This is a genomic window from Ruegeria sediminis, assembly GCF_005938215.1.
In the GTDB taxonomy this organism is placed as follows: domain Bacteria; phylum Pseudomonadota; class Alphaproteobacteria; order Rhodobacterales; family Rhodobacteraceae; genus Ruegeria; species Ruegeria sediminis.
Genome location: NZ_VCPD01000001.1, coordinates 700929 through 720262, shown reverse-complemented (window position 1 = coordinate 720262; position 19334 = coordinate 700929). Strand labels below are relative to the sequence as shown.

At 65.0% G+C, this 19334-nt stretch carries 19 protein-coding genes; 9 read left to right on the top strand and 10 right to left on the bottom strand.

Annotated features, from left to right (window positions below; translation table 11 throughout):
• Window positions 1-75 precede the first annotated feature (75 nt).
• The 3 genes from rsmI (at window position 76) to gshB (ending at window position 2309) form a co-directional block, all read left to right on the top strand.
• Complete coding sequence (gene rsmI / locus FGK63_RS03685; RefSeq protein ID WP_138840231.1) at window positions 76-942, top strand: 16S rRNA (cytidine(1402)-2'-O)-methyltransferase; 867 nt, start codon at window positions 76-78, stop codon at window positions 940-942.
• Between the two features lies 1 nt (window position 943).
• Window positions 944-1315, top strand: a complete 372-nt coding sequence (locus FGK63_RS03680; protein ID WP_138840230.1) for a YraN family protein — start codon at window positions 944-946, stop codon at window positions 1313-1315.
• A 61-nt stretch (window positions 1316-1376) separates the two neighbouring features.
• Complete coding sequence (gene gshB, locus FGK63_RS03675) at window positions 1377-2309, top strand: glutathione synthase (RefSeq protein ID WP_138840229.1); 933 nt, start codon at window positions 1377-1379, stop codon at window positions 2307-2309.
• On the opposite strand, the gene FGK63_RS03670 is transcribed toward gshB, so the two are convergent.
• From FGK63_RS03670 to cobU, 4 genes are read right to left on the bottom strand one after another with little or no spacing between them, the layout of a single operon-like run.
• On the bottom strand, window positions 2306-3820 hold the full coding sequence (locus tag FGK63_RS03670; protein ID WP_138840228.1) for a YifB family Mg chelatase-like AAA ATPase: 1515 nt from the start codon (window positions 3818-3820) through the stop codon (window positions 2306-2308). The two genes, gshB and FGK63_RS03670, sit on opposite strands and share 4 nt — an antisense overlap.
• A 47-nt stretch (window positions 3821-3867) precedes the next feature.
• Window positions 3868-4614 (bottom strand): glutathione S-transferase, encoded by a 747-nt coding sequence (locus tag FGK63_RS03665; RefSeq protein WP_342777301.1) that lies wholly within the window; start codon window positions 4612-4614, stop codon window positions 3868-3870.
• Between the two features lie 39 nt (window positions 4615-4653).
• On the bottom strand, window positions 4654-5232 hold the full coding sequence (locus tag FGK63_RS03660) for a histidine phosphatase family protein (RefSeq protein WP_138840227.1): 579 nt from the start codon (window positions 5230-5232) through the stop codon (window positions 4654-4656).
• Window positions 5229-5852 carry a bifunctional adenosylcobinamide kinase/adenosylcobinamide-phosphate guanylyltransferase gene (cobU, locus tag FGK63_RS03655; RefSeq protein WP_425471831.1) on the bottom strand — a complete coding sequence of 208 codons (624 nt, stop codon included), beginning with the start codon at window positions 5850-5852 and terminating at the stop codon, window positions 5229-5231. The genes FGK63_RS03660 and cobU overlap by 4 nt, the downstream gene beginning before the upstream one ends.
• Here cobU and FGK63_RS03650 point away from each other — a divergent pair.
• The 5 genes from FGK63_RS03650 (at window position 5851) to FGK63_RS03630 (ending at window position 10392) form a co-directional block, all read left to right on the top strand.
• Entirely contained in the window at window positions 5851-6729 is an 879-nt protein-coding gene (locus FGK63_RS03650) for an RNA polymerase factor sigma-32 (RefSeq protein WP_138840225.1), read from the top strand. The genes cobU and FGK63_RS03650 overlap by 2 nt on opposite strands.
• Window positions 6726-7556, top strand: a complete 831-nt coding sequence (locus tag FGK63_RS03645) for a ChaN family lipoprotein (protein ID WP_138840224.1) — start codon at window positions 6726-6728, stop codon at window positions 7554-7556. Before FGK63_RS03650 ends, FGK63_RS03645 begins: the two co-directional genes overlap by 4 nt.
• Window positions 7557-7636: 80 nt before the next feature.
• A complete protein-coding gene (gene coaBC / locus FGK63_RS03640) occupies window positions 7637-8833 on the top strand; it encodes a bifunctional phosphopantothenoylcysteine decarboxylase/phosphopantothenate--cysteine ligase CoaBC (RefSeq protein WP_138840223.1) in 1197 nt (398 codons plus the stop codon).
• Between the two features lie 51 nt (window positions 8834-8884).
• Entirely contained in the window at window positions 8885-9340 is a 456-nt protein-coding gene (gene dut, locus FGK63_RS03635; protein ID WP_138840222.1) for a dUTP diphosphatase, read from the top strand.
• The gene (locus tag FGK63_RS03630; RefSeq protein ID WP_138840221.1) at window positions 9340-10392 is read left to right on the top strand and encodes a HesA/MoeB/ThiF family protein; all 1053 of its coding nucleotides are present in this window, start codon (window positions 9340-9342) and stop codon (window positions 10390-10392) included. Before dut ends, FGK63_RS03630 begins: the two co-directional genes overlap by 1 nt.
• Before the next feature lie 14 nt (window positions 10393-10406).
• Here FGK63_RS03630 and FGK63_RS03625 read toward each other — a convergent pair whose 3' ends face one another.
• Window positions 10407-11618, bottom strand: coding sequence for a trans-sulfuration enzyme family protein (locus FGK63_RS03625; protein ID WP_138840220.1), 1212 nt, complete (start codon window positions 11616-11618; stop codon window positions 10407-10409).
• Between the two features lie 143 nt (window positions 11619-11761).
• On the opposite strand from FGK63_RS03625, the gene FGK63_RS03620 reads away from it, so the two are divergent.
• Window positions 11762-13777: a M3 family metallopeptidase gene (locus tag FGK63_RS03620; RefSeq protein WP_138840219.1), complete on the top strand. Its 2016-nt coding sequence runs from the start codon at window positions 11762-11764 to the stop codon at window positions 13775-13777.
• 72 nt (window positions 13778-13849) lie between these two features.
• Here the strand turns inward: FGK63_RS03620 and FGK63_RS03615 are convergent, their stop codons facing one another.
• The 5 genes from FGK63_RS03615 to mreC are packed head-to-tail and all read right to left on the bottom strand — an operon-like array spanning window position 13850 to window position 19312.
• Entirely contained in the window at window positions 13850-14782 is a 933-nt protein-coding gene (locus FGK63_RS03615) for a 2-hydroxyacid dehydrogenase (RefSeq protein WP_138840218.1), read from the bottom strand.
• A gap of 19 nt (window positions 14783-14801) precedes the next feature.
• The gene (gene rodA / locus FGK63_RS03610; RefSeq protein ID WP_138840217.1) at window positions 14802-15941 is read right to left on the bottom strand and encodes a rod shape-determining protein RodA; all 1140 of its coding nucleotides are present in this window, start codon (window positions 15939-15941) and stop codon (window positions 14802-14804) included.
• A complete protein-coding gene (gene mrdA, locus FGK63_RS03605) occupies window positions 15938-17884 on the bottom strand; it encodes a penicillin-binding protein 2 (protein WP_138840216.1) in 1947 nt (648 codons plus the stop codon). Before mrdA ends, rodA begins: the two co-directional genes overlap by 4 nt.
• Window positions 17881-18417, bottom strand: a complete 537-nt coding sequence (locus FGK63_RS03600; RefSeq protein ID WP_138840215.1) for a rod shape-determining protein MreD — start codon at window positions 18415-18417, stop codon at window positions 17881-17883. The genes mrdA and FGK63_RS03600 overlap by 4 nt, the downstream gene beginning before the upstream one ends.
• Window positions 18410-19312 (bottom strand): rod shape-determining protein MreC, encoded by a 903-nt coding sequence (gene mreC, locus FGK63_RS03595; RefSeq protein ID WP_138840214.1) that lies wholly within the window; start codon window positions 19310-19312, stop codon window positions 18410-18412. Before mreC ends, FGK63_RS03600 begins: the two co-directional genes overlap by 8 nt.
• Between the last annotated feature and the right edge of the window lie 22 nt (window positions 19313-19334).

The following is a 19334-nucleotide window of genomic DNA, read 5'->3' as shown; positions in this document are numbered from 1 at the left end:
CCCTGATCCGGCGGTCCGAAGACGCCGCGCGTCGTTGAGCCGCGATAATAAACGTCACGCAGAGGGGGTCCAGCATTGAATTTCCAAAAGACCAGTTTGGCGCCCGGTCTGTATTTCGTCGCCACTCCGATCGGAACGGCGCGCGACATCACGCTCAGGGCGCTGGACGTTCTGGCCTCGGCCGACGTGATCGCAGCCGAGGACACGCGCAGTTTGCGCCGGTTGATGGAGATCCACGGCGTACCCCTCGAAGGGCGGCGGATACTGGCCTATCATGACCACAGCGGTGCCGGCGCCCGGGCGAGAATCATCGAATCCCTGTCGGCGGGGCTGTCGGTGGCCTATGCCTCGGAGGCCGGGATGCCGCTGATCGCAGACCCCGGGTATGATCTTGGCCGTGTGGCGGCCGGGGCAGGTCATATGGTGACCTGCGCCCCAGGCCCTTCGGCGGTTCTGACCGCCCTGACCTTGGCCGGCCTGCCGACGGATGCCTTTTTCTTTGCGGGCTTCCTCCCCAATTCCTCCGGGGCACGGAAATCGCGCCTCGAGGCGTTGCGCGACGTGCCCGGCACGCTGGTATTCTACGAATCGCCCAAGCGCGTTGCTGCGAGTCTGTCCGACATGGCGGAGATGCTGGGAGAAGACCGGCAGGCGGCGCTGTGCCGCGAACTGACCAAGAAGTTCGAAGAGATCCGGCGGGGATCGCTGCGGGAACTGGCGGCGGACTACCAGGGGGCGTCGGTCAAAGGCGAAATCGTCCTGCTGGTGGACAGATCGCATTCGCAATCCGTTAACGAGTCCGACGTAGAATCGGCATTGAGGACGGCGCTGGAAACGCATTCGGTACGGGACGCGGCGGATCTGGTTTCGGAAATGTACAAACTGCCGCGCCGCCCGATCTATCAACAGGCCCTGAAACTGGCAAAGGGCGGAAAGGGGTGACATGGCGAACCGGTCTGCCCGTGGGACGGTGGCGTACCATGCGGGTATGTCGGCCGAGCTTCGAGTCGCGGCAGACTACGAGCGACGCGGGTTCATGGTCGCGCATCGGCGGTGGCGCGGTGCGGGCGGCGAGATCGATCTGATAACGCGCCACGAAGGCGGGGTGGTCTTTGTCGAGGTCAAGAAAAGCTCCAGTTTCGACCGCGCGGCGCTGCGGCTGACGCTTCGCCAGATGCAGCGCATCTGCCTTTCCGCCGAAGAATTCCTTGCTGGCGAACCGGATGGGCAGCTAACGAATGCCCGGTTCGACGTGGCACTGGTGGACGGTACCGGAGAAATTCGGATCATCGAAAACGCCTTTGGCCTGCCCTGATCGCCATTGATCCCTTTGCCGTGCTGCGCCATGTATCGGTCGTGGCAATGAGGGATGCACCATGAAGATCGCCTTTCAGATGGACCCGATCGGGGCCGTGGACATCAATGCGGACAGTTCCTTCCGCCTGGCCGAAGAGGCGCAGGCGCGCGGTCACGATCTGTTCTTCTACGGACCCGACCACCTCGCCTACCAGGAAGGGCGGATCACGGCGCGCGGCCATGACATGACGGTGCAGCGCGTCCCGGGCGAGCCGGCGATCCTGGGCCCAGTGCGCGAAGTGGACCTGGCCGAATTCGACGTGGTCTGGCTGCGCCAGGATCCGCCTTTCGACATGCACTACCTTACCTCGACCTATCTTCTGGACCGGCTCAAGGGGCAGACGCTGGTGGTGAACGATCCGTTCTGGGTACGGAATTACCCGGAAAAGCTGCTGGTCCTGAACTTCCCGCACCTGACGCCGCCCACCACCATCGCCCGCGATCTCGAGGCGATCCGGGCATTCAAGGCGCGGCATGGCGACATCATTCTCAAGCCGCTCTACGGCAACGGCGGCGCGGGCGTGTTCCGGCTCGATGCCAACGACCGGAATCTGTCGGCCCTCTACGAACTGTTTACCGGCTTTTCGCGCGAACCGCTGATCGTGCAGAAATTCCTGCCGGACGTGAGCAGCGGCGACAAGCGCGTGATCCTGGTCGACGGAGAACCCGTCGGCGCGATCAACCGTGTCCCTGCTCCGGGCGAGACTCGGTCGAACATGCATGTCGGCGGCAGGCCCGAGAAAACCGGCCTGACCGACCGCGATCGTGCAATCTGCGCCGAGATCGGCCCGCTGCTGAGGGAAAAGGGGCAGGTCTTCGTCGGGATCGACGTGATCGGGGAGTACCTGACCGAGATCAACGTGACGTCTCCCACGGGGATTCAGGAGTTGGAACGGTTCGACGGTATCAACATCGCCGAAAAGGTCTGGGAGGCCATCGAAGCCAAGTTCTAGGCCGCGACCCTGGCGCTGACGCGAAAACTCAGCGCCTCGGCCACATGCGGGCGGCGCACGTCTTTCACGCCTTCCAGATCGGCGATAGTGCGCGCGACCCGCAGGATCCGGTGGTAGGCGCGTGCCGACAGGCCGAACCGGTCCGCCGCCTTGAGCAGCAGTTCCTTGCCCTCGGCGTCCGGGGTGGCGACCTGTTCAAGCGTCTTGCCTTCGGCATCGGCGTTCTGGCGGATCGCGTGATGCCCACGAAAGCGTTCGGCCTGAATGTCGCGTGCGGCCATGACGCGCATGGCCACGGTGGCCGAGCTTTCGCCGGACGGCGGCAAGTCGAGATCCGTGAAATCCACCGGCGGTACTTCGATGCGAAGATCGAAGCGGTCCATCAGCGGCCCGGATATGCGTCCCAGGTAATCGTCGCCACAGTTGGGCGCCCGCCCGCAGGCGCGCGCCGGGTCCGTCAGGTATCCGCATTTGCAGGGGTTGGCCGCCGCCACCAGCATGAAGCGGCAGGGGTATTTAACATGGGCATTGGCCCGCGCAACCATCACTTCGCCGGTTTCGATCGGTTGCCGCAGGGTTTCGAGGACGGTGCGTGGAAACTCGGGGAACTCGTCCATGAACAGCACGCCGTTGTGAGCCAGCGAGATCTCTCCCGGTTTCGCGCCCTTGCCGCCGCCGACGATGGCGGCCATGGACGCGGTGTGATGCGGTTCGCGAAAGGGCCGGGAGCGGCTGATGCCGCCCTCGTCCAGCAGGCCGCAGAGCGACTGGATCATCGAGGTTTCCAGCGCTTCGACCGCGGTGAGAGGTGGCAGGATGCCGGGAATGCGCGCGGCCAGCATGGATTTGCCCGAACCCGGGGTGCCGATCATGATCAGGTGGTGCCGTCCCGCCGCCGCGATCTCGAGCGCGCGCTTGGCCCGCTCCTGTCCCTTGACGTCGCGCAGGTCGCGGGGGCAGGGGGCCAGATCGACCTCGCCGGGCTGCGCTTCGGGCAGGGGCGACTGGCCGGAGAAATGGCGGACAACGGCCCCCAGCGTATCGGCGCCTAGCACCTGTGCCGCGCCGACCCAGGCCGCCTCGGCGCTGGAGGCGCGCGGGCAGAGCAGGGCGCGGTTCTCGGCAGCGGCGGTCATGGCCGCCGGCAGCGCGCCGACCACCGGCATCAAGGAACCGTCCAGCGACAGTTCGCCCAAGGCCACGGTCCCTTCGACTGCGTCCATCGGGATGATGTCGAGCGCCGCCAGCAGGGCCATCGCGATCGGCAGGTCGAAATGGCTGCCTTCTTTGGGCAGATCGGCGGGCGACAGGTTGATGGTGATGCGCTTCGCCGGCAGCGCGATGGCCATGGAATTCAGGGCGCTGCGGACACGGTCGCGGGCCTCGGACACGGCCTTGTCGGGAAGCCCTACGATGGAAAACGCGGGCAGGCCTGGCGTGACAGCGCATTGCACTTCGACCGGCCGGGCCTCGACCCCCTGAAACGCGACGGTGTGGGCGCGGGCGACCATGTCACTCCTGTTCGTGGTTAACAGGAGATTGCTACCGCGCCCCCGGTTTAGAAAGCGTTAACGCCGTGCCGGTCGCCGTCGGGCTGTTTTTCATAGTCTGGCCACGGGGCCGTGGGCAAATCCATCTGGTAGGGAAACGGATCATACGTGACTTGCAGCGCTTCCTCTCGCCAACGCAGGACCGCGGGATCAGCGAGCAGCACGTCGCAATAGGCCCGGTTTTGCGCGGAAACCGGCAGGCCGTAGCCGACGATCCGGGCTGCAACAGGCGTGTAGAACACATCCGCAAGGGAATAGCGCCCGAACAACGGTCCCGTCTCGTTGCCAGAGACCGTTCGGGCATGGCGCCAAAGCGACTCGATCCGGTCCAGATCGGCCCGCGTTTCCGCAGCTGGTTCAAATCCCATGTAGCTGTGCAGCAGCTGCATTGGGCATTCGCGCCGCAGGGCGTGGAACCCGGTCGTCATCTCGGCGCAGAGCCATCGCGCGGTGGCGCGTGCCGACGGATCGTCGGGCCACAGCCCGGCCCCGGGGTGCCGTTCGGCCAGCGTTTCGGAAATCGCGAGGCTTTCGCCCACCACGGTCCCGTCGGGCAGACGCAGGGCGGGAACCAGCCGCGCGGGCGCCAGCGGCTCCATATCCTTCGCCATCGTCCCGGAGTAAAGGCCGATCATGTGAGTTTGAAAGGGGATGCCGAATTTCTCGAGCATCAGCCATCCGCGCATGGACCAACTGGAAAACAGGCGGTCACCGATGAAAAGGTCATAGGTCATGGGGCAGACGATAGACGCCATTTCGGTCGCCGGTAAACCGAGCATTTGTGCGCCGCCGCATCACGGACGATGATTGATCCGCCCCACCGACCAGCCGGAGGCGAGCCGCGTGATCTCGGTGACCGACAGGTTGTCGATCCTGTGCGAAAAGGCCTCTTGCGGGTCTAGGTTCAACGCGCGCTGGATCTGGGACAGGATGACGCCGAAATGCGCGACGATGATCAGGTCGCGGCCCGAATGCGCGGCGATCAGAGCGTCCACCGCCGCATCAACCCGCGTCCGCACCTGGTTCCAGCTTTCGCCGTCCGGAGGGCGGATTTCGCCGGGCTGGTCCCAATAGGCACGGGCAAGTTCGGGATCTTCGGCTTCGATGTCGGCATAGGTCCGCAATTCCCACGTCCCGAAATGGATCTCGCGCAGATCCTGGCGATGGGGCAATCGTGTTCGCGGGCCCTGGATGGCCGAAGCAGTTTCGGCGGCGCGCGACAGGTCCGACGAGATGACCAGCCCCGCCTCGGGCAGATATGCGGCGAGCCGGTCGAGCGCGGCGCGGTCGCTCAGATCGGCGGGCAGATCGGACCACCCGACCATGGACCTGGCATGGGTGGGCCCGTGCCGGACCAGATGCAACCGGGTCAAGGCAGCTGCCCCTTCAGCACCAGCGGCAACCCGGCGGTTACTTGAACAACCAGATCGGCCTGCGCGGCCAGTGCGATGTTCAGCCGACCCTGCGCTTCGCGGAACCTGCGGGACAGGGCAGTGTCGGGAACGATGCCCTGTCCGACTTCGTTCGAGACGATGACGACCGGCGCCGGACAGGCGCGCAGGGCCTGCAGAAGTTCCGCTTGCGCCGTTTCCAGATTGTTTCCGGCAAGCAGATGATTGCTGAGCCACATCGTGGCGCAGTCGATCAGGCAGATCTGGTTTTCCGTCAGTCCCGAAAGCGGCGGTCCAAGGTCCAGCGGTTCCTCGATAGTGGTCCAATCCGGGCCGCGTTGGGTGATATGTTGCTCAACTTTCAGGCGTATCTCATCATCAAACACTTGTGATGTGGCGACATAAACCCTGGATTTCCCATTGGATACAACAAGTTGCTCGGAAAACGCCGATTTTCCCGATGCTGCGCCGCCCAGAATTAAGGTTAAACTGGGATACACATTTATTACCTTTCTAGTGATCCACCCGGTTTTGTTCTGCGTAATTGTCACAAAACCATTAAGCAAGTCCGGCTCTTGCGCCTGCAAAGGGGAGAAATGCATGGCACTGGACCATCCGCGCGATATGTCGATGTCACGGCAGGCCATGAAGGCCGAGCTTCTCGACGCCGAGACCGAAAGCCGCTTGGCCTATGCATGGCGGGATGATCGGGACGAGCAGGCGCTGCACAGGCTGATCACGGCCTACATGCGTCTGGCCATTTCGATGGCGGCAAAGTTCAGGCGCTATGGCGCACCGATGAACGATCTGATTCAAGAGGCGGGTCTGGGGCTGATGAAGGCCGCCGACAAGTTCGACCCGGGTCGTGGAGTGCGGTTTTCGACCTATGCCTCGTGGTGGATCAAGGCGAGCATACAGGATTACGTGATGCGCAACTGGTCGATGGTTCGCACCGGTTCGACCTCGTCGCAGAAGTCGCTGTTCTTCAACATGCGGCGGGTGCAGGCCCGGCTCGAGCGCGAGGCGGCCAGCGATGGCGTCAACCTTGACCGGCATCAACTGCACGAAATGATCGCCGCCGAGATCGGCGTGCCGCTCAGGGATGTCGAGATGATGGAGGGGCGGCTCGCCGGATCGGATTTCTCGCTGAACGCCATGCAGTCTGCGGAAGAGGATGGCCGCGAATGGATCGACGCCCTGGAAGACGAGCGTGACCAGGCCGCCGAGGTGGTCGAGCACCGTCATGACACAAGGCAGCTGCGCCAATGGCTTCTGTCGGCAATGCAGGCGCTCAACGAGCGCGAGCGTTTCATCGTCCGGGAACGCAAGCTGCGCGACCCGGCACGGACGCTGGAAAGTCTGGGGCAGGAACTGGGATTGTCCAAGGAAAGGGTTCGCCAGTTGGAGGCCGCGGCCTTCGTCAAGATGCGCAAGAGCCTTGAAGCGCAATCGCGCGAGGTGCAACACTTTCTCGCATGAGACATTTCGCGATTCTGGCCTTCGCCTGCCTGTCCCTTGCAGCCGCCCCATTCCGGGCGGCTTCGGCATCTGAAACGATTCCCCCTGAAATCGTCCAACGGTTGATGGAATCCGATGTCGTGATCCTTGGCGAGGTTCACGACAACCCGCTCCATCACCTGGTGCAGACTGAGGCGGTCGAGTTGCTTCAGCCCAAGGCGGTGGTCTGGGAAATGCTGACCGAGGAAGGCGCCGCGCGGATCACCCAGAAGGCGATATCGGACCCCGAGAAACTGGCGGAAGTCCTGAAATGGGCCGAGATGGGCTGGCCGCCGCTGGCCATGTACCTGCCGGTCTTCGCGGCGTCGTCGGGCGCGCCGGTCTATGGCGCCATGGTGCCGCGCGAGGCCGCCAAGGCCGCGATGGAGGCGGGGCCCGCGACGGCGATGGGGGCGGATGCGGCGCGCTATGGTCTGACGATTCCTCTACCGCCCGAGGAACAGGCCGCCCGCGAAGCCGACCAGCAGGCGTCGCATTGCAACGCGATGCCGCCGGAAATGCTGCCGAACCTTGTCGCAATCCAGCGCCTGCGTGACGCGGTGCTAACCCGCGCGATCCGCCAGGCGATCGCGGAAACGGGCGGCCCGGTCGCCGTAATCACCGGCAACGGCCACGCGCGCAAGGACCGCGGCATTCCGACCTTTCTGTCCCGGATGGAGCCGGGTCTGCGCGTGTTCGCGCTTGGCCAGTCCGAGGGCGGCGCCATCGAGGGCGATTTCGACGCGGTGATCGACAGCCCCGCCGCCGAACGCGAGGATCCCTGCGCAACCTTTCTGAAAGAAGGTTGAAGCCGCGGGAATATCCGCTGGCGGAACCCGGTTCGCTTGCCTAATGTCGGGGCGGTCCGGGGGATAGAGAGAGGCTGGAAATGCTGGCGTCCAAACGCATCTTGCTGATCATCGGGGGCGGCATCGCCGCCTACAAGTCGCTGGATCTGATCCGGCGTCTGCGGGAACGCGGCGCCGCCGTGACTCCGGTCCTGACCCGCGCCGGCGAGGAATTCGTGACGCCGCTTTCCGTGTCGGCGCTGGCCGGTGAAAAGGTCTACCGCGACCTCTTCGACCTGACGGACGAGGCCGAGATGGGCCACATCCAGCTGTCGCGCTCGGCAGATCTGATCGTGGTGGCGCCCGCCACGGCGGATCTCATGGGCAAGATGGTGGCGGGTCTGGCAAACGATCTGGCCTCGACGCTGCTGATGGCGACGGACACGCCTGTTCTGATCGCGCCCGCGATGAACGTCCGCATGTGGGACCACCCGGCGACCCGGCGCAACCGTCACCAGCTTGCGGCGGACGGGGCCATGTTCGTGGGCCCCAACGAAGGCGACATGGCCTGCGGAGAATACGGGCCGGGCCGGATGTCCGAGCCGCTGGAGATCGTTGCGGCCATCGAGGCGGCGTTGGGCCAGGGCCCGCTATCCGGCAGGCGCATCCTTGTCACCTCGGGCCCCACGCATGAACCGATCGACCCGGTCCGCTACATCGCCAACCGCTCGTCCGGGGCGCAGGGCGCGGCGGTCGCCCAGGCGCTGGCGTCGCTGGGGGCCGAGGTCGTCTTCGTCACGGGGCCTGCCGAAGTGCCGCCGCCGGCCGGGGTTCAGGTGGTGCGGGTCGAAAGCGCCGGCGAAATGTCGGACGCGGTGGATGCGGCGCTGCCCGTGGATGCCGGCGTATTCGCCGCCGCGGTGGCGGATTGGCGGGTCGCCAGCGCGTCGGGCCGCAAGCTCAAGAAAAGCAAGGACGGTCTGCCGTCCCTGGAACTGGCCGAGAACCCCGACATCCTGAAACGCGTCGCGCATATGGGCGAGGGGCGGCCAAGGCTGATTGTGGGCTTCGCCGCCGAAACCGACAACGTGATCGAACACGCGACCGCCAAGCGCGCGCGCAAGGGCTGCGACTGGATCGTCGCTAACGATGTCAGCCCTGAAACCGGCATCATGGGCGGTTCGGAAAACGCCGTGGTCCTGATCACCGAAGATGGGGCCGAGGAATGGCCGCGCATGGGCAAGGATGCCGTGGCCGAGCGGTTGGCCCAAAGGATCGCGGCTGCCCTGGCCGAATGACAGGTCCGGGTTGGGTGGGGAATTGAAGATCATGAAGCAGGGGGTGCGCTGATGGTGGCAATCCGGGTGATCCGCGAGGAAGGTGCCGATCCAGCCGTCGCCTTGCCGTCCTACGAGACCGACGGGGCCGCTGGCGCGGACGTGCGTGCGAACCTGCCCGACCGTGGATCCATCCTGCTCGAGCCCGGGCAGCGCGCGCTGATTCCCACAGGGCTGCGGATCGAGATCCCGGCAGGCTACGAGGTTCAGGTGCGCCCGCGTTCTGGCCTGGCGCTCAAGCACGGCATCACCTTGCCCAACGCGCCGGGCACGATCGACAGCGACTATCGCGGTCCGCTGGGTGTTATCGTCCTGAACGCGGGGCAGGAGACGTTCGAGATCGCCCATGGCGACCGGATCGCACAGTTGGTGGTCGCGCCCGTCCTGCAGGCGGATTTCCAACTGACCGAGGGTCTTAGCGATACCGCGCGGGGCGCAGGCGGGTTCGGCTCGACGGGGCGCGGCTGATGCTTCTGGTAATCGTCCTTGCGGCGGCGCTCTGGGGGCTGGGTTACGTGATGGGCGTTTCACGGCCTGCCCGCGTGACCTCGGTCGGCGCATTGTTTGCCGGGGTTTTGCTGGTGCAGTTCCTTCTGCCGGAGGGGCATGAATTGCGCGAAGCGACGGGCGGTTCTCCGGCGCTGTGGCTGATCGTGGGTGGTTTCGCGCTTATGGCGCTGCTTTATGCGCGCCTGCTTGCCGCCTTGCGCCGCCGTGTGGGCGCGTCAGCGGCGGGCGCGCCGAAAAAAGAAACCGGGGGGAGCTTCACCGAAACGGAACTCGACCGCTATGCCCGCCATATCGTGCTGCGGGAACTCGGTGGTCCGGGGCAGAAACGCCTGAAATCGGCGCGTGTTCTGGTGATCGGGGCAGGCGGGCTGGGCGCGCCGGCACTTCAGTACCTGGCGGCGGCGGGCGTCGGCACCATCGGGATCATCGACGACGACGTGGTCGAGAACGCCAACCTTCAGCGGCAGGTGATCCATCGCGACGCGGATATCGGGATGCCAAAGGTGTTCTCGGCACAGGCGGCGATGGAGGCGCAGAACCCGAACGTGACCGTGCGCCCCTATCACCGGCGACTGACCGAAGAGATCGCCGCAGAGCTTTTCGCCGACTATGATCTGATCCTCGACGGAACCGACAATTTCGATACCCGGTATCTGGCCAACCGCACGGCCGTCGCGCTGGGCAAACCCCTCGTCTCGGGCGCGCTCGCGCAATGGGAAGGGCAGCTGAGCGTGTTCCATCCCGCAACAAGCGGCCCTTGCTATCAGTGCATCTTCCCCGAAGCGCCGGCGGCCGGTCTTGCGCCTTCCTGCTCCGAAGCTGGCGTCATTGGGCCCTTGCCCGGAGTCGTGGGCTCCATGATGGCGGTCGAGGCGCTCAAACTGATCACGCAGGCCGGACAACCCCTGATTGGCGAAATGCTCATCTACGACGCGCTCTATGGCGAATCCCGCAAGATTTCTCTGGCAAAACGCGCGGATTGTCCGGTCTGCGGCGCCGGAACGGCGTAGAAGCGGATCACCGATCAGCCAAGAGCCCGGTCCAGATCGGCGATCAGATCCTCGGCATCCTCCAGCCCAACGGACAGCCGGAATATGCCGTCGCCCGCAAAGGCGCGATAATCCTCTTGCTGTGCGCCTTGCAGCCGGAAGGACGATTGCATCAACCCCTCGGTCCCCATCCAGAAGATCAGGCTGCGGTGATGGCCCAGTGACACGGCATAGTGAATCACCTCGAGCCGTTCGATCATCCGCTGCGCGACCCGCTCGCCCGTCGCGGCATCGCCGACCTGAAACGACATCATGCCCGAGGTGTTGGTCATCTGCCGCGCGGCGAGGTCAACCTGCGGGTGTGAGGCCAGTCCCGGATAGATCACCCGTGTCACCCGCGGATCGGCCTCCAGCCATTCCGCGACCGCAAGCGCGCCGGCCTGATGCGCCTTCATCCGCAGTGGCAGGGTGGACGCTCCGCGCGCGATGAGCCAGGCATTGAAGGGTGACAGCACGCCGCCATGATGTATCGCCGCCTCGGTGCGCATTCGCGCCACCAGGTCCGCCCCACCCGCCACTGCGCCGCCCACCGCGTCGCCGTGGCCACCGATGTATTTGGTGGTGGAGTGCATCGTCAGATCGACCCCCAGCGCTACCGTGTCCATACCCAGAGGCGAAGCGAAGGTTGCGTCGCAGCTCAGCAGCGCGCCCGCCTGCCGCGCCAGTTCGGACACCGCCGCAAGATCGGTCAGCCGCCCGATCGGGTTCACCGGCGTTTCGGTGTGGATGAGGCGCGTGTTGGGCCGGATCGCCGCGGCCACCGCCTGCAGGTCCGACATGTTCACCGGGCTCACCTCGATGCCCATTCGCGGCAGTGTTTCGCGGGCGAGTTCGGCCACACCGGCATAGGAAACATCCGAGATGATCAGGTGGTCGCCTGCCGACAGAAAAGTGAAGAAGATCGCCGCGGCGGCGGCCATGCCCGAGGCGGTGGCGAGACACGCCTCGGTGCCCTGCAGCGCGGCGATCTTGGTTTCCAGCCCCGCGACGGTCGGGTTGGCCCAGCGCGAATAGGTATAGGGGCTTTCCGGTGTCAGGTCGTGGGCGGAAAACCCGGCGACGTCGTCCGACAGGTAGGTCGAACTCATGTGGATCGGCGGGGTCGAGGCATTGGTCGCCGGATCCGGCGGGTCGCCCGCGTGAATGGCGGTGGTCATGATGCCGGTGCGGCGGTTGCTGTTCTTCATGTCCGGGTCTCCCTTTGCGGGCGAGCCTGCGAAACGCCGATGCGGGATGCAAGTGGCATGACGACTGGTGATGCCGTTTTGTGCGCTGTGGCTCTGGACCATTCCCGGCCGCGCTCCTAGCTTGACCGGCAAAGGAGAAACGCATGACCAATCCGATCCTTGCCGACTGGCGGACCCCGTTCGATATCGCTCCGTTCGCGCAGATCGGCGACGATGACTTCGCTCCTGCGCTGGATCTGGCGCTGGCCGCACACAACGCGGAGATCGAGGCGATTGCAGGCAATCCCGATACTCCGGACTTTGCCAACACGGTCGAGGCGCTGGAGGCCGCAGGAGAACAGCTGGACAAGGTGTTGTCGGTGTTCTTCACCGTGGCCGGGGCCGACAGCAATCCCCGGCGCGAGGCATTGCAGCGCGAGTTTTCGCCGCGGTTGGCTGCGCATTACTCGAACATCTCGGCCAACAAGGACCTGTTTCGCCGCGTGGCGGAACTCTGGAGCCGGCGCAAGGAACTGGATCTGACGGACGAACAGCAGCGCGTGCTGATGCTGACCCATCGCGGCCTTGTCCGCGCCGGGGCCGCGCTGGAAGGGGCCGAAGAAAAGCGCATGAAGGAGATCAAGGCGCGCCTTGCGACTTTGGGCACCGCCTTCACGCAGAATCTTCTCGCCGACGAGCGCGCGTGGTTCATGCCGCTGGCCGAAGACGATCTGGCCGGCCTGCCGGGATTCGTCGTCGATGCAGCCCGCGCCGCGGGACGGGAAAAGGGCGCCGACGGGCCGGTCGTGACGTTGTCGCGCTCGCTGATCGTGCCGTTCCTTCAGTTCTCGCCACGGCGCGACCTGCGCGAGACTGCCTATCGGGCCTGGGCCGCGCGTGGCGCCAATGGCGGGGAAACCGACAACCGCAAGATCGCGGCGGAAATCCTGAAGCTGCGCGAGGAACGGGCCAAGCTGCTCGGCTATCCGAACTTCGCCGCGTACAAGCTGGAAACCGAGATGGCCGGAACGCCGGAACGGGTGCGCGAGTTGCTGATGCAGGTATGGGAACCGGCCAGGGCACGGGCCGAAGCGGATGCGGAAGCGATGACCGAAATGCTGCGCGCGGATGGGGTCAACGGCCCGCTGGAACCCTGGGACTGGCGTTACTATGCCGAAAAGCGGCGCAAGGCCGAACATGATCTCGATGAGGCCGCGCTGAAACCCTATTTGCAGCTCGACCGGATGATCGAGGCGTCTTTCGCCTGCGCGAACCGCCTGTTCGGGCTGGAGTTCAAACCCTTGGATGTGCCGCTCTACCACCCGGACTGCCGGGCCTGGGAGGTGACGCGGAACGGCAGGCATTTGGCGGTGTTCGTCGGCGACTATTTCGCGCGAGGCTCGAAACGCTCGGGCGCGTGGTGCAGCGCGATGCGGGCCCAGGCAAAATTCCCCAAGGAACAGACGCCGGTCGTCATCAACGTCTGCAACTTCGCCAAGGGTGATCCGGCGCTGCTGTCCTATGACGATGCAAAGACACTGTTTCACGAATTCGGCCACGCCCTGCACCAGATGCTGTCGAACGTGACCTATGAAAGCATCTCGGGCACCAGCGTCGCCCGCGATTTCGTGGAATTGCCCAGCCAGCTTTATGAACACTGGCTGGAGGTTCCCGAGGTCCTGTCGGAATTCGCCACCCATGCGGAAACCGGCGAAGCGATGCCGCAGGAATTGCTGGACAAGGTTCTCAAGGCCGCGAATTTCGACATGGGCTTTCAGACCGTGGAATATGTCGCCTCGGCGCTGGTCGATCTGGCGTTTCACGATGGCCCCGCGCCCGCCGATCCGATGGCGGCCCAGGCCGAGGTGCTGGCTGAAATCGGTATGCCGCACGCGATCGGAATGCGGCATGCCACGCCGCATTTCGCCCATGTGTTTTCCGGCGATGGGTACAGCTCTGGCTACTACAGCTACATGTGGTCCGAGGTCATGGATGCCGATGCCTTCGCCGCGTTCGAAGAGGCAGGCAGCGCCTTCGATCCCGAGCGGGCTCGCGCGCTGGAAGACTACATTCTTTCCACCGGCGGTTCGAAAGAGGCCGAGGAGCTTTATCTTGCCTTCCGCGGGCGCTTGCCCGGGGTTGAGGCGCTGCTCAAGGGGCGCGGCCTTATTGCTGCCTGAGCACCGATTTGCGCCCATGCGGGCGCAGCCTCCGGCGGGAGTATTTCCGAAAAGGTGAAGCGATGCGTGCGGTCAGTACCCGAGCGAGCGATCGACCAGGTGCAGGAACGGCTTGCCCGCTTCGCCGCGCCGGATGTTCTCGCAAATGACCTGCGCGGCGGTGGCGGGCCGCGTTTCCGATGCGATGTGCGGGGTGACGGTCACGTTGGGATGGGACCAGTAAGGGTGTTCCGGCGGCAGGGGCTCGGTGCGGAATACGTCCAGCGTTGCGTGGCCGACCTGACCCTCATCCAGCGCCACCAGCAGCGCATCGTCATCGATCAACTGGCCGCGTCCGGGATTGATGATCCGTGCGCCTTTGGGAAGCAGGGCCAGGGTTTCCGGGTTGAGGGTGTTCTCGGTCGCCGCCGTGTTCGGCAGCAGGAGCACGACGATCTCGGCATCTGACAGGGCGCGGCGCAGTCCCTCAGGACCATGCAGGCAGGTGACGCCCGGAATGTCCTTGCGCGACCGGCTCCAGCCGGTGACGCGAAAGTTCAGGGCGGCAAGCGCGCGGGCCGCGGCCTCGCCCAGAACGCCGAGGCCAAGGATGCTGACGCTCCGGTCCGCAGCCAGCGGCGGTGCGACCGGATTCCATTCGCCCTCGGCGGCGTTGATGTGGGCGTCCATTCCAAGGTGGTAGCGCAGGACGTGCCCGACCACCCATTCGGTCATGCCCTGGGTCAGGCCGTGATCCACCATCCGGGCAAGCGGCACCGTCAGCGTTTCGTTGTCGGCAATGTTCTCGACACCGGCCCAGAGGCTGAGCACCGCCCTAAGCCGCGTGAGGGGGGAAAAGTCGCGCAACCCTCCGTTGGGCGCGTAGACCACATAGTCGACCTCTGCGGGCTCAAGTTCGGTGCCCAAGGCGAAGTCGAGGCCCGCATCAGAAAGGCCCCGGGACAGCAGCGGTTCATAGATCGGCCACAGTTCACGGCGCGCGGAGAAAAGCACATTGACGGTCATTCGCACACCTCGCGGCAGGTCATCTGGGGCGATGGATGTTGGCGCTGTGCACGATGCCGAACGCCGCCATGAGGACCAGCATGGCCGAACCGCCGTAGCTGACCATCGGCAGCGGCACGCCCACGACCGGCGCCAGGCCCATGACCATCGACATGTTCACCGCGAAAAAGAGGAAGAAGTTCAGGGAAATTCCCAGCGTCACGAGGGACGAGAACCTGTCCTTGGTCGCAAGCGCGGTGGCCATGCAGAAGACAAGGATCAGAGCATAGAGGATGAGCAGGGAGAAACCGCCGACAAAGCCGAACTCCTCGGCCAGCGTCGTGAAGATGAAGTCGGTGTGCTTTTCCGGCAGGAAATTCAGCCGCGACTGGGTGCCCTGCATGAAGCCCCGACCGCTCCACCCCCCCGACCCCAGGGCGATCTTGGACTGCGTGATGTGATAGCCCGCGCCCAGCGGATCCGTGGACGGGTCGAGAAAGGTGTCGATGCGGCGGAACTGGTAATCCTTCAGCAACTGCCATTCGGTGCCGCGGCTCTTGAACACCGTCGAAACAAGCCCGACGGCCGCGGCGATCACCGCCGCGAAATACGCCCAGTGAACGCCGGCAAGGAACATCAGACCGCCGCCCGCCGCCAGCAGCAGGATCGAGGTTCCGAGATCCGGCTGGCGAAGTACCAGGAAGGTTGGGACCAGGATCATGATGACCGGCAGCAGTACCCAGAACGGGCGCGAGGTCTTTTGTTCAGGCAGCCAGTCGTAATAGGCCGCCAGCAGCATCACCAGCGTGATCTTCATCAGCTCCGAAGGCTGCAGGCGCATGAACCCCAGGTCGATCCACCGCTGCGCGCCCATACCGACCGTGCCGACGAGTTCGACGAGGATCAGCAGGACGATGGACACCAGATAGGCGACAGCGGCCATGTTGCGCCAGAACCAGATCGGTACGAAGGCCACGACGAACATGACGGCAAGCCCAAGCCCGAAGCGTTTCACCTGGGGTTCGACCCAAGGCGTGAACGACCCGCCCGCAACGGAATAGAGCATCAGGAACCCGGCGCTCGCCACGCTGATCAGAAGCAGGGTGAGCGGCCAGTTCATGTAGAGGATCTTGCGGAAACCGGATGGCGTGGATTTGACCGCGTACTCAAGATAGCTCATGCGCGGTCCTTTTCATCGGGCCGCGCCTTGGGGCGCTGGTCGCTTTCCAGGCGTAGCTGCTGTTCCTTGATATGGTCCCGGTCGGCAACGGGATATGCCTCGAGCGGTGGCGTGCCGCCATAGAGCGCCTGCAGGATGATGTCGCGGGCCACCGGCGCGGCGGCCTTGGAGCCGCCGCCGCCATGCTCGACGACGACCGAGACGGCATATTTGGGATTGTCGTAGGGCGCAAAACAGACATAGAGCGCATGGTCGCGGCGCTCCCACGGCAGATCCTCGTTGCGGATCACGCCCGCGGCGCGTTCGGCGGCGGTGATGTTGCGCACCTGGCTGGTGCCGGTCTTGCCGGCCATGCGGTAGACGTCCTCGATGATGCGGCTGCGATAGGCCGTGCCGCGCCGGTCATTGGACACCGCGAACATGGCGCGGCGCACTTGGTTCAGGTTGTTCATGTCCACAGGCAACGCCTCGCCTGCGCCCGTGGGCTGTTCGACCCCGTCGATCGACTTGACCAGCCGCGGCGTGACCGAGCGCCCGGTGGCAAGCCGCGCCGTCATGACCGCCAGTTGCAATGGCGACGCCAGCATGAAGCCCTGCCCGATGGAGGCGTTGGCGGTGTCGCCGACCAGCCATTCCTGGCCGTGTACGGTCCGTTTCCAGTCCTGGTTCGGCGCCAGCCCTTCGGCGACGGCCGACATCGGAATGTCATGACGGATCCCAAGCCCGAACATCCGCGACATTTCCGAGATCCTGTCGATGCCGACCTTCAGCGCCATATCGTAGTAATAGACGTCGCAACTCTGCATCAGCGAATTGAGCAGGTCGATCCGGCCGTGGCCGCCGCGCTTCCAGCAGTGGAAGCGGCGGCTTCCGACCTTGAGGTAGCCGGGACAGTAGACCCCGTCACTGGGTCCCATGACACCTGCCTCCAGGGCCGCCATGGCGGTGATCATCTTGAAGGTCGACCCCGGGGGATAGGTGCCCTGAACGGATTTGTTGGACAGCGGTCGGTACTTGTCTTCGGTCAGAGCGCGGTAATCCGCGACCGAGATTCCCCGCACGAACAGGTTGGGGTCGAAGCTTGGGGCCGAGCAGATGGCCCGCAGATCGCCGGTTTCACAGTCCATCACTACGGCTGCGGCGCTTTCGCCGCTCAGGCGAGCCTGTATGTATTGCTGCAAGTCGGCATCGACCGAAAGCTGCAGGTCGGCCCCGGCCTGCCCTTCCTGCCGGTCCAACTCGCGCATGATCCGGCCGGTCGCGTTGACTTCGACCCGCTTGGCACCGGCCTTGCCGCGCAGAACCTCCTCCTGCTTGGCTTCGAGACCGACTTTGCCGATCTGGAACCGCGGGATGCGCAGCACCGGTTCGGGGTCGGACAACTGGCTCAGGTCATAGTCGCTGACCGGGCCCACGTAGCCCACGACATGCGCGAAATCCTCGTAGCGCGGATAGTGGCGGGCAAGGCCGACTTCGGGCGTGATACCCGGCAGCGCCGGCGCGTTGATGGCGACCTTTGAAATGTCCTCCCACGTCACCTGATCTGCGATGGTCACGGGTAGAAATGGGGCCGAGCGGCGCATTTCGGTGCGCGCGCGTTCAAGTTCCTCTTCCTGCAGCGGGATCAGTTTCGACAGGTTGGCGATCACCGCGTCCACGTCACCCGCATCTTCACGCACGATGACGATCCGGTAGGAGGGCGCGTTCTGACCAATGATCTGGCCGTTCCGGTCGTAGATTTTGCCGCGCGTCGGCGGAATCAGGCGGATGTTGATCCGGTTTTCCTCTGCCAGCAGGCGGAACTGGTCGGCCTGCTCGACCTGCATGTAGCGCATGCGCGTCGCCAGCGCGCCCACGAACGCAGCCTGCACCCCGCCGAGCACGATGGCCCGGCGCGAAAATCGCCGCTGCATTCGGTCAAGCTCCTTGGGGTTCCGTTTCATGCGCGGACTCCAAGTGCGTCGGATTTCTTCAACGCCTGACGGCGCACCCGGAACAGGCTCTGGCTGATCCAGACAACCAGCGGGTAGACGGCGATCGTCAGGACGAGCTGGATCAGGACCAGCAGCAAGGGCGCCTGCTGGACGGCGGTGATGCCGAGGATGACGCGGTTGAGCAGGGCGATCGCCGCAAGAACGACGCCGACCGTGATCCATTCGCCGGCAAAGCCGATATCCCGCATCCCGGCCGAAGCCGACCGCAGATAGGCCCGTCCGCCAACAACCAGCGCGGCAAGCAGGCCGGGGGGGCGCTGCAACAACAGATCCGCCGTCAGCATCACGACCGCGACGCTGAGGATCGGGACATAGTCCGGGCGTCGCAGCACCCACGCGAAGGTCAGAGCGATCAGCAGATCCGGCGGTGCCCATCTGGCGGGCAGGGTGCCCAAGGGGAGCAGGTGGAAAAACAGGATCAGCAGCGCCAGGAACATATAGAGCGCCCGCATCAGCCAGAGGTGCGTGAGGGTTCTATCCATCCGCGGCCTCCTCGGGCAGCGGGGCCGGTTCGGGGGCTCTCGTTCCTACGAGCCCGCCCGGATCGTGGATCGGCTCGGCAGGGTGATAGCGGAGCACGCGCAGGAACTCCAAACGCTCGAAGTCGGCTGAGGGCCGGACCCGAAGCCGGCCGCCGGGGTCCTGCGCGACCTGGCCGATCAGGATGCCGGCGGGAAACACGCCGCCGTCGCCCGAGGTGATGACCCGGTCTCCGGGCCGCACGAGATCGCGGTTCTCGAGAAAATCGATAACCGGCGCCGCCGTGTTGTCGCCAGCAACCAGCGCGGTCTGGCCCGACGGCTGGATCGTCGCGGGAATGGCGCTTGCGGCGTCGGAAATCAGGATCACGCGCGAGGTTTCCGACCCGACGCCCGAGATCCGGCCGACCAGCCCGATACCGTCCATCGCGGCCCAGCCGTCGACGATGCCGTCGCGTTCGCCGACATTCAGCAGCACCGATTGCCGGAATGGCGAGCCGCTGTCGGCCATCACCACGCCGGTGACGTAGGTCAGGCGCGGGTCGAGACGGACGTTGTTGAGGTCGAGAAGCCGCGCGTTTTCCTGCTCGAGCTGCAGCGCGGCCTCTTTCCAGGCCCGCATCCGGCGCAATTCGCTGCGCAATTCGCGGTTCTGCTCGCTCAGCCGCTGATAGCTTTGAAAATCGCGGACCAGGTTGACGGTGGCGGTGACGGGAACCATGGCCCAATCCATCGAGGGGACGACCTTGTCGACCACCTGCGCGCGAAACCGTTCGACCCTCGGGCTGTCGATCCGCCAGACCAGAAAAATCCCCAGCAGGCACAACAGGATGACCCCCAGAAGCAACCGGCGCAGGGGGGCAGAGTAATCCTCGCGCTGTGATCTGTCCTTGGCCACAGGACTCCTCCTGGTGCGGTTC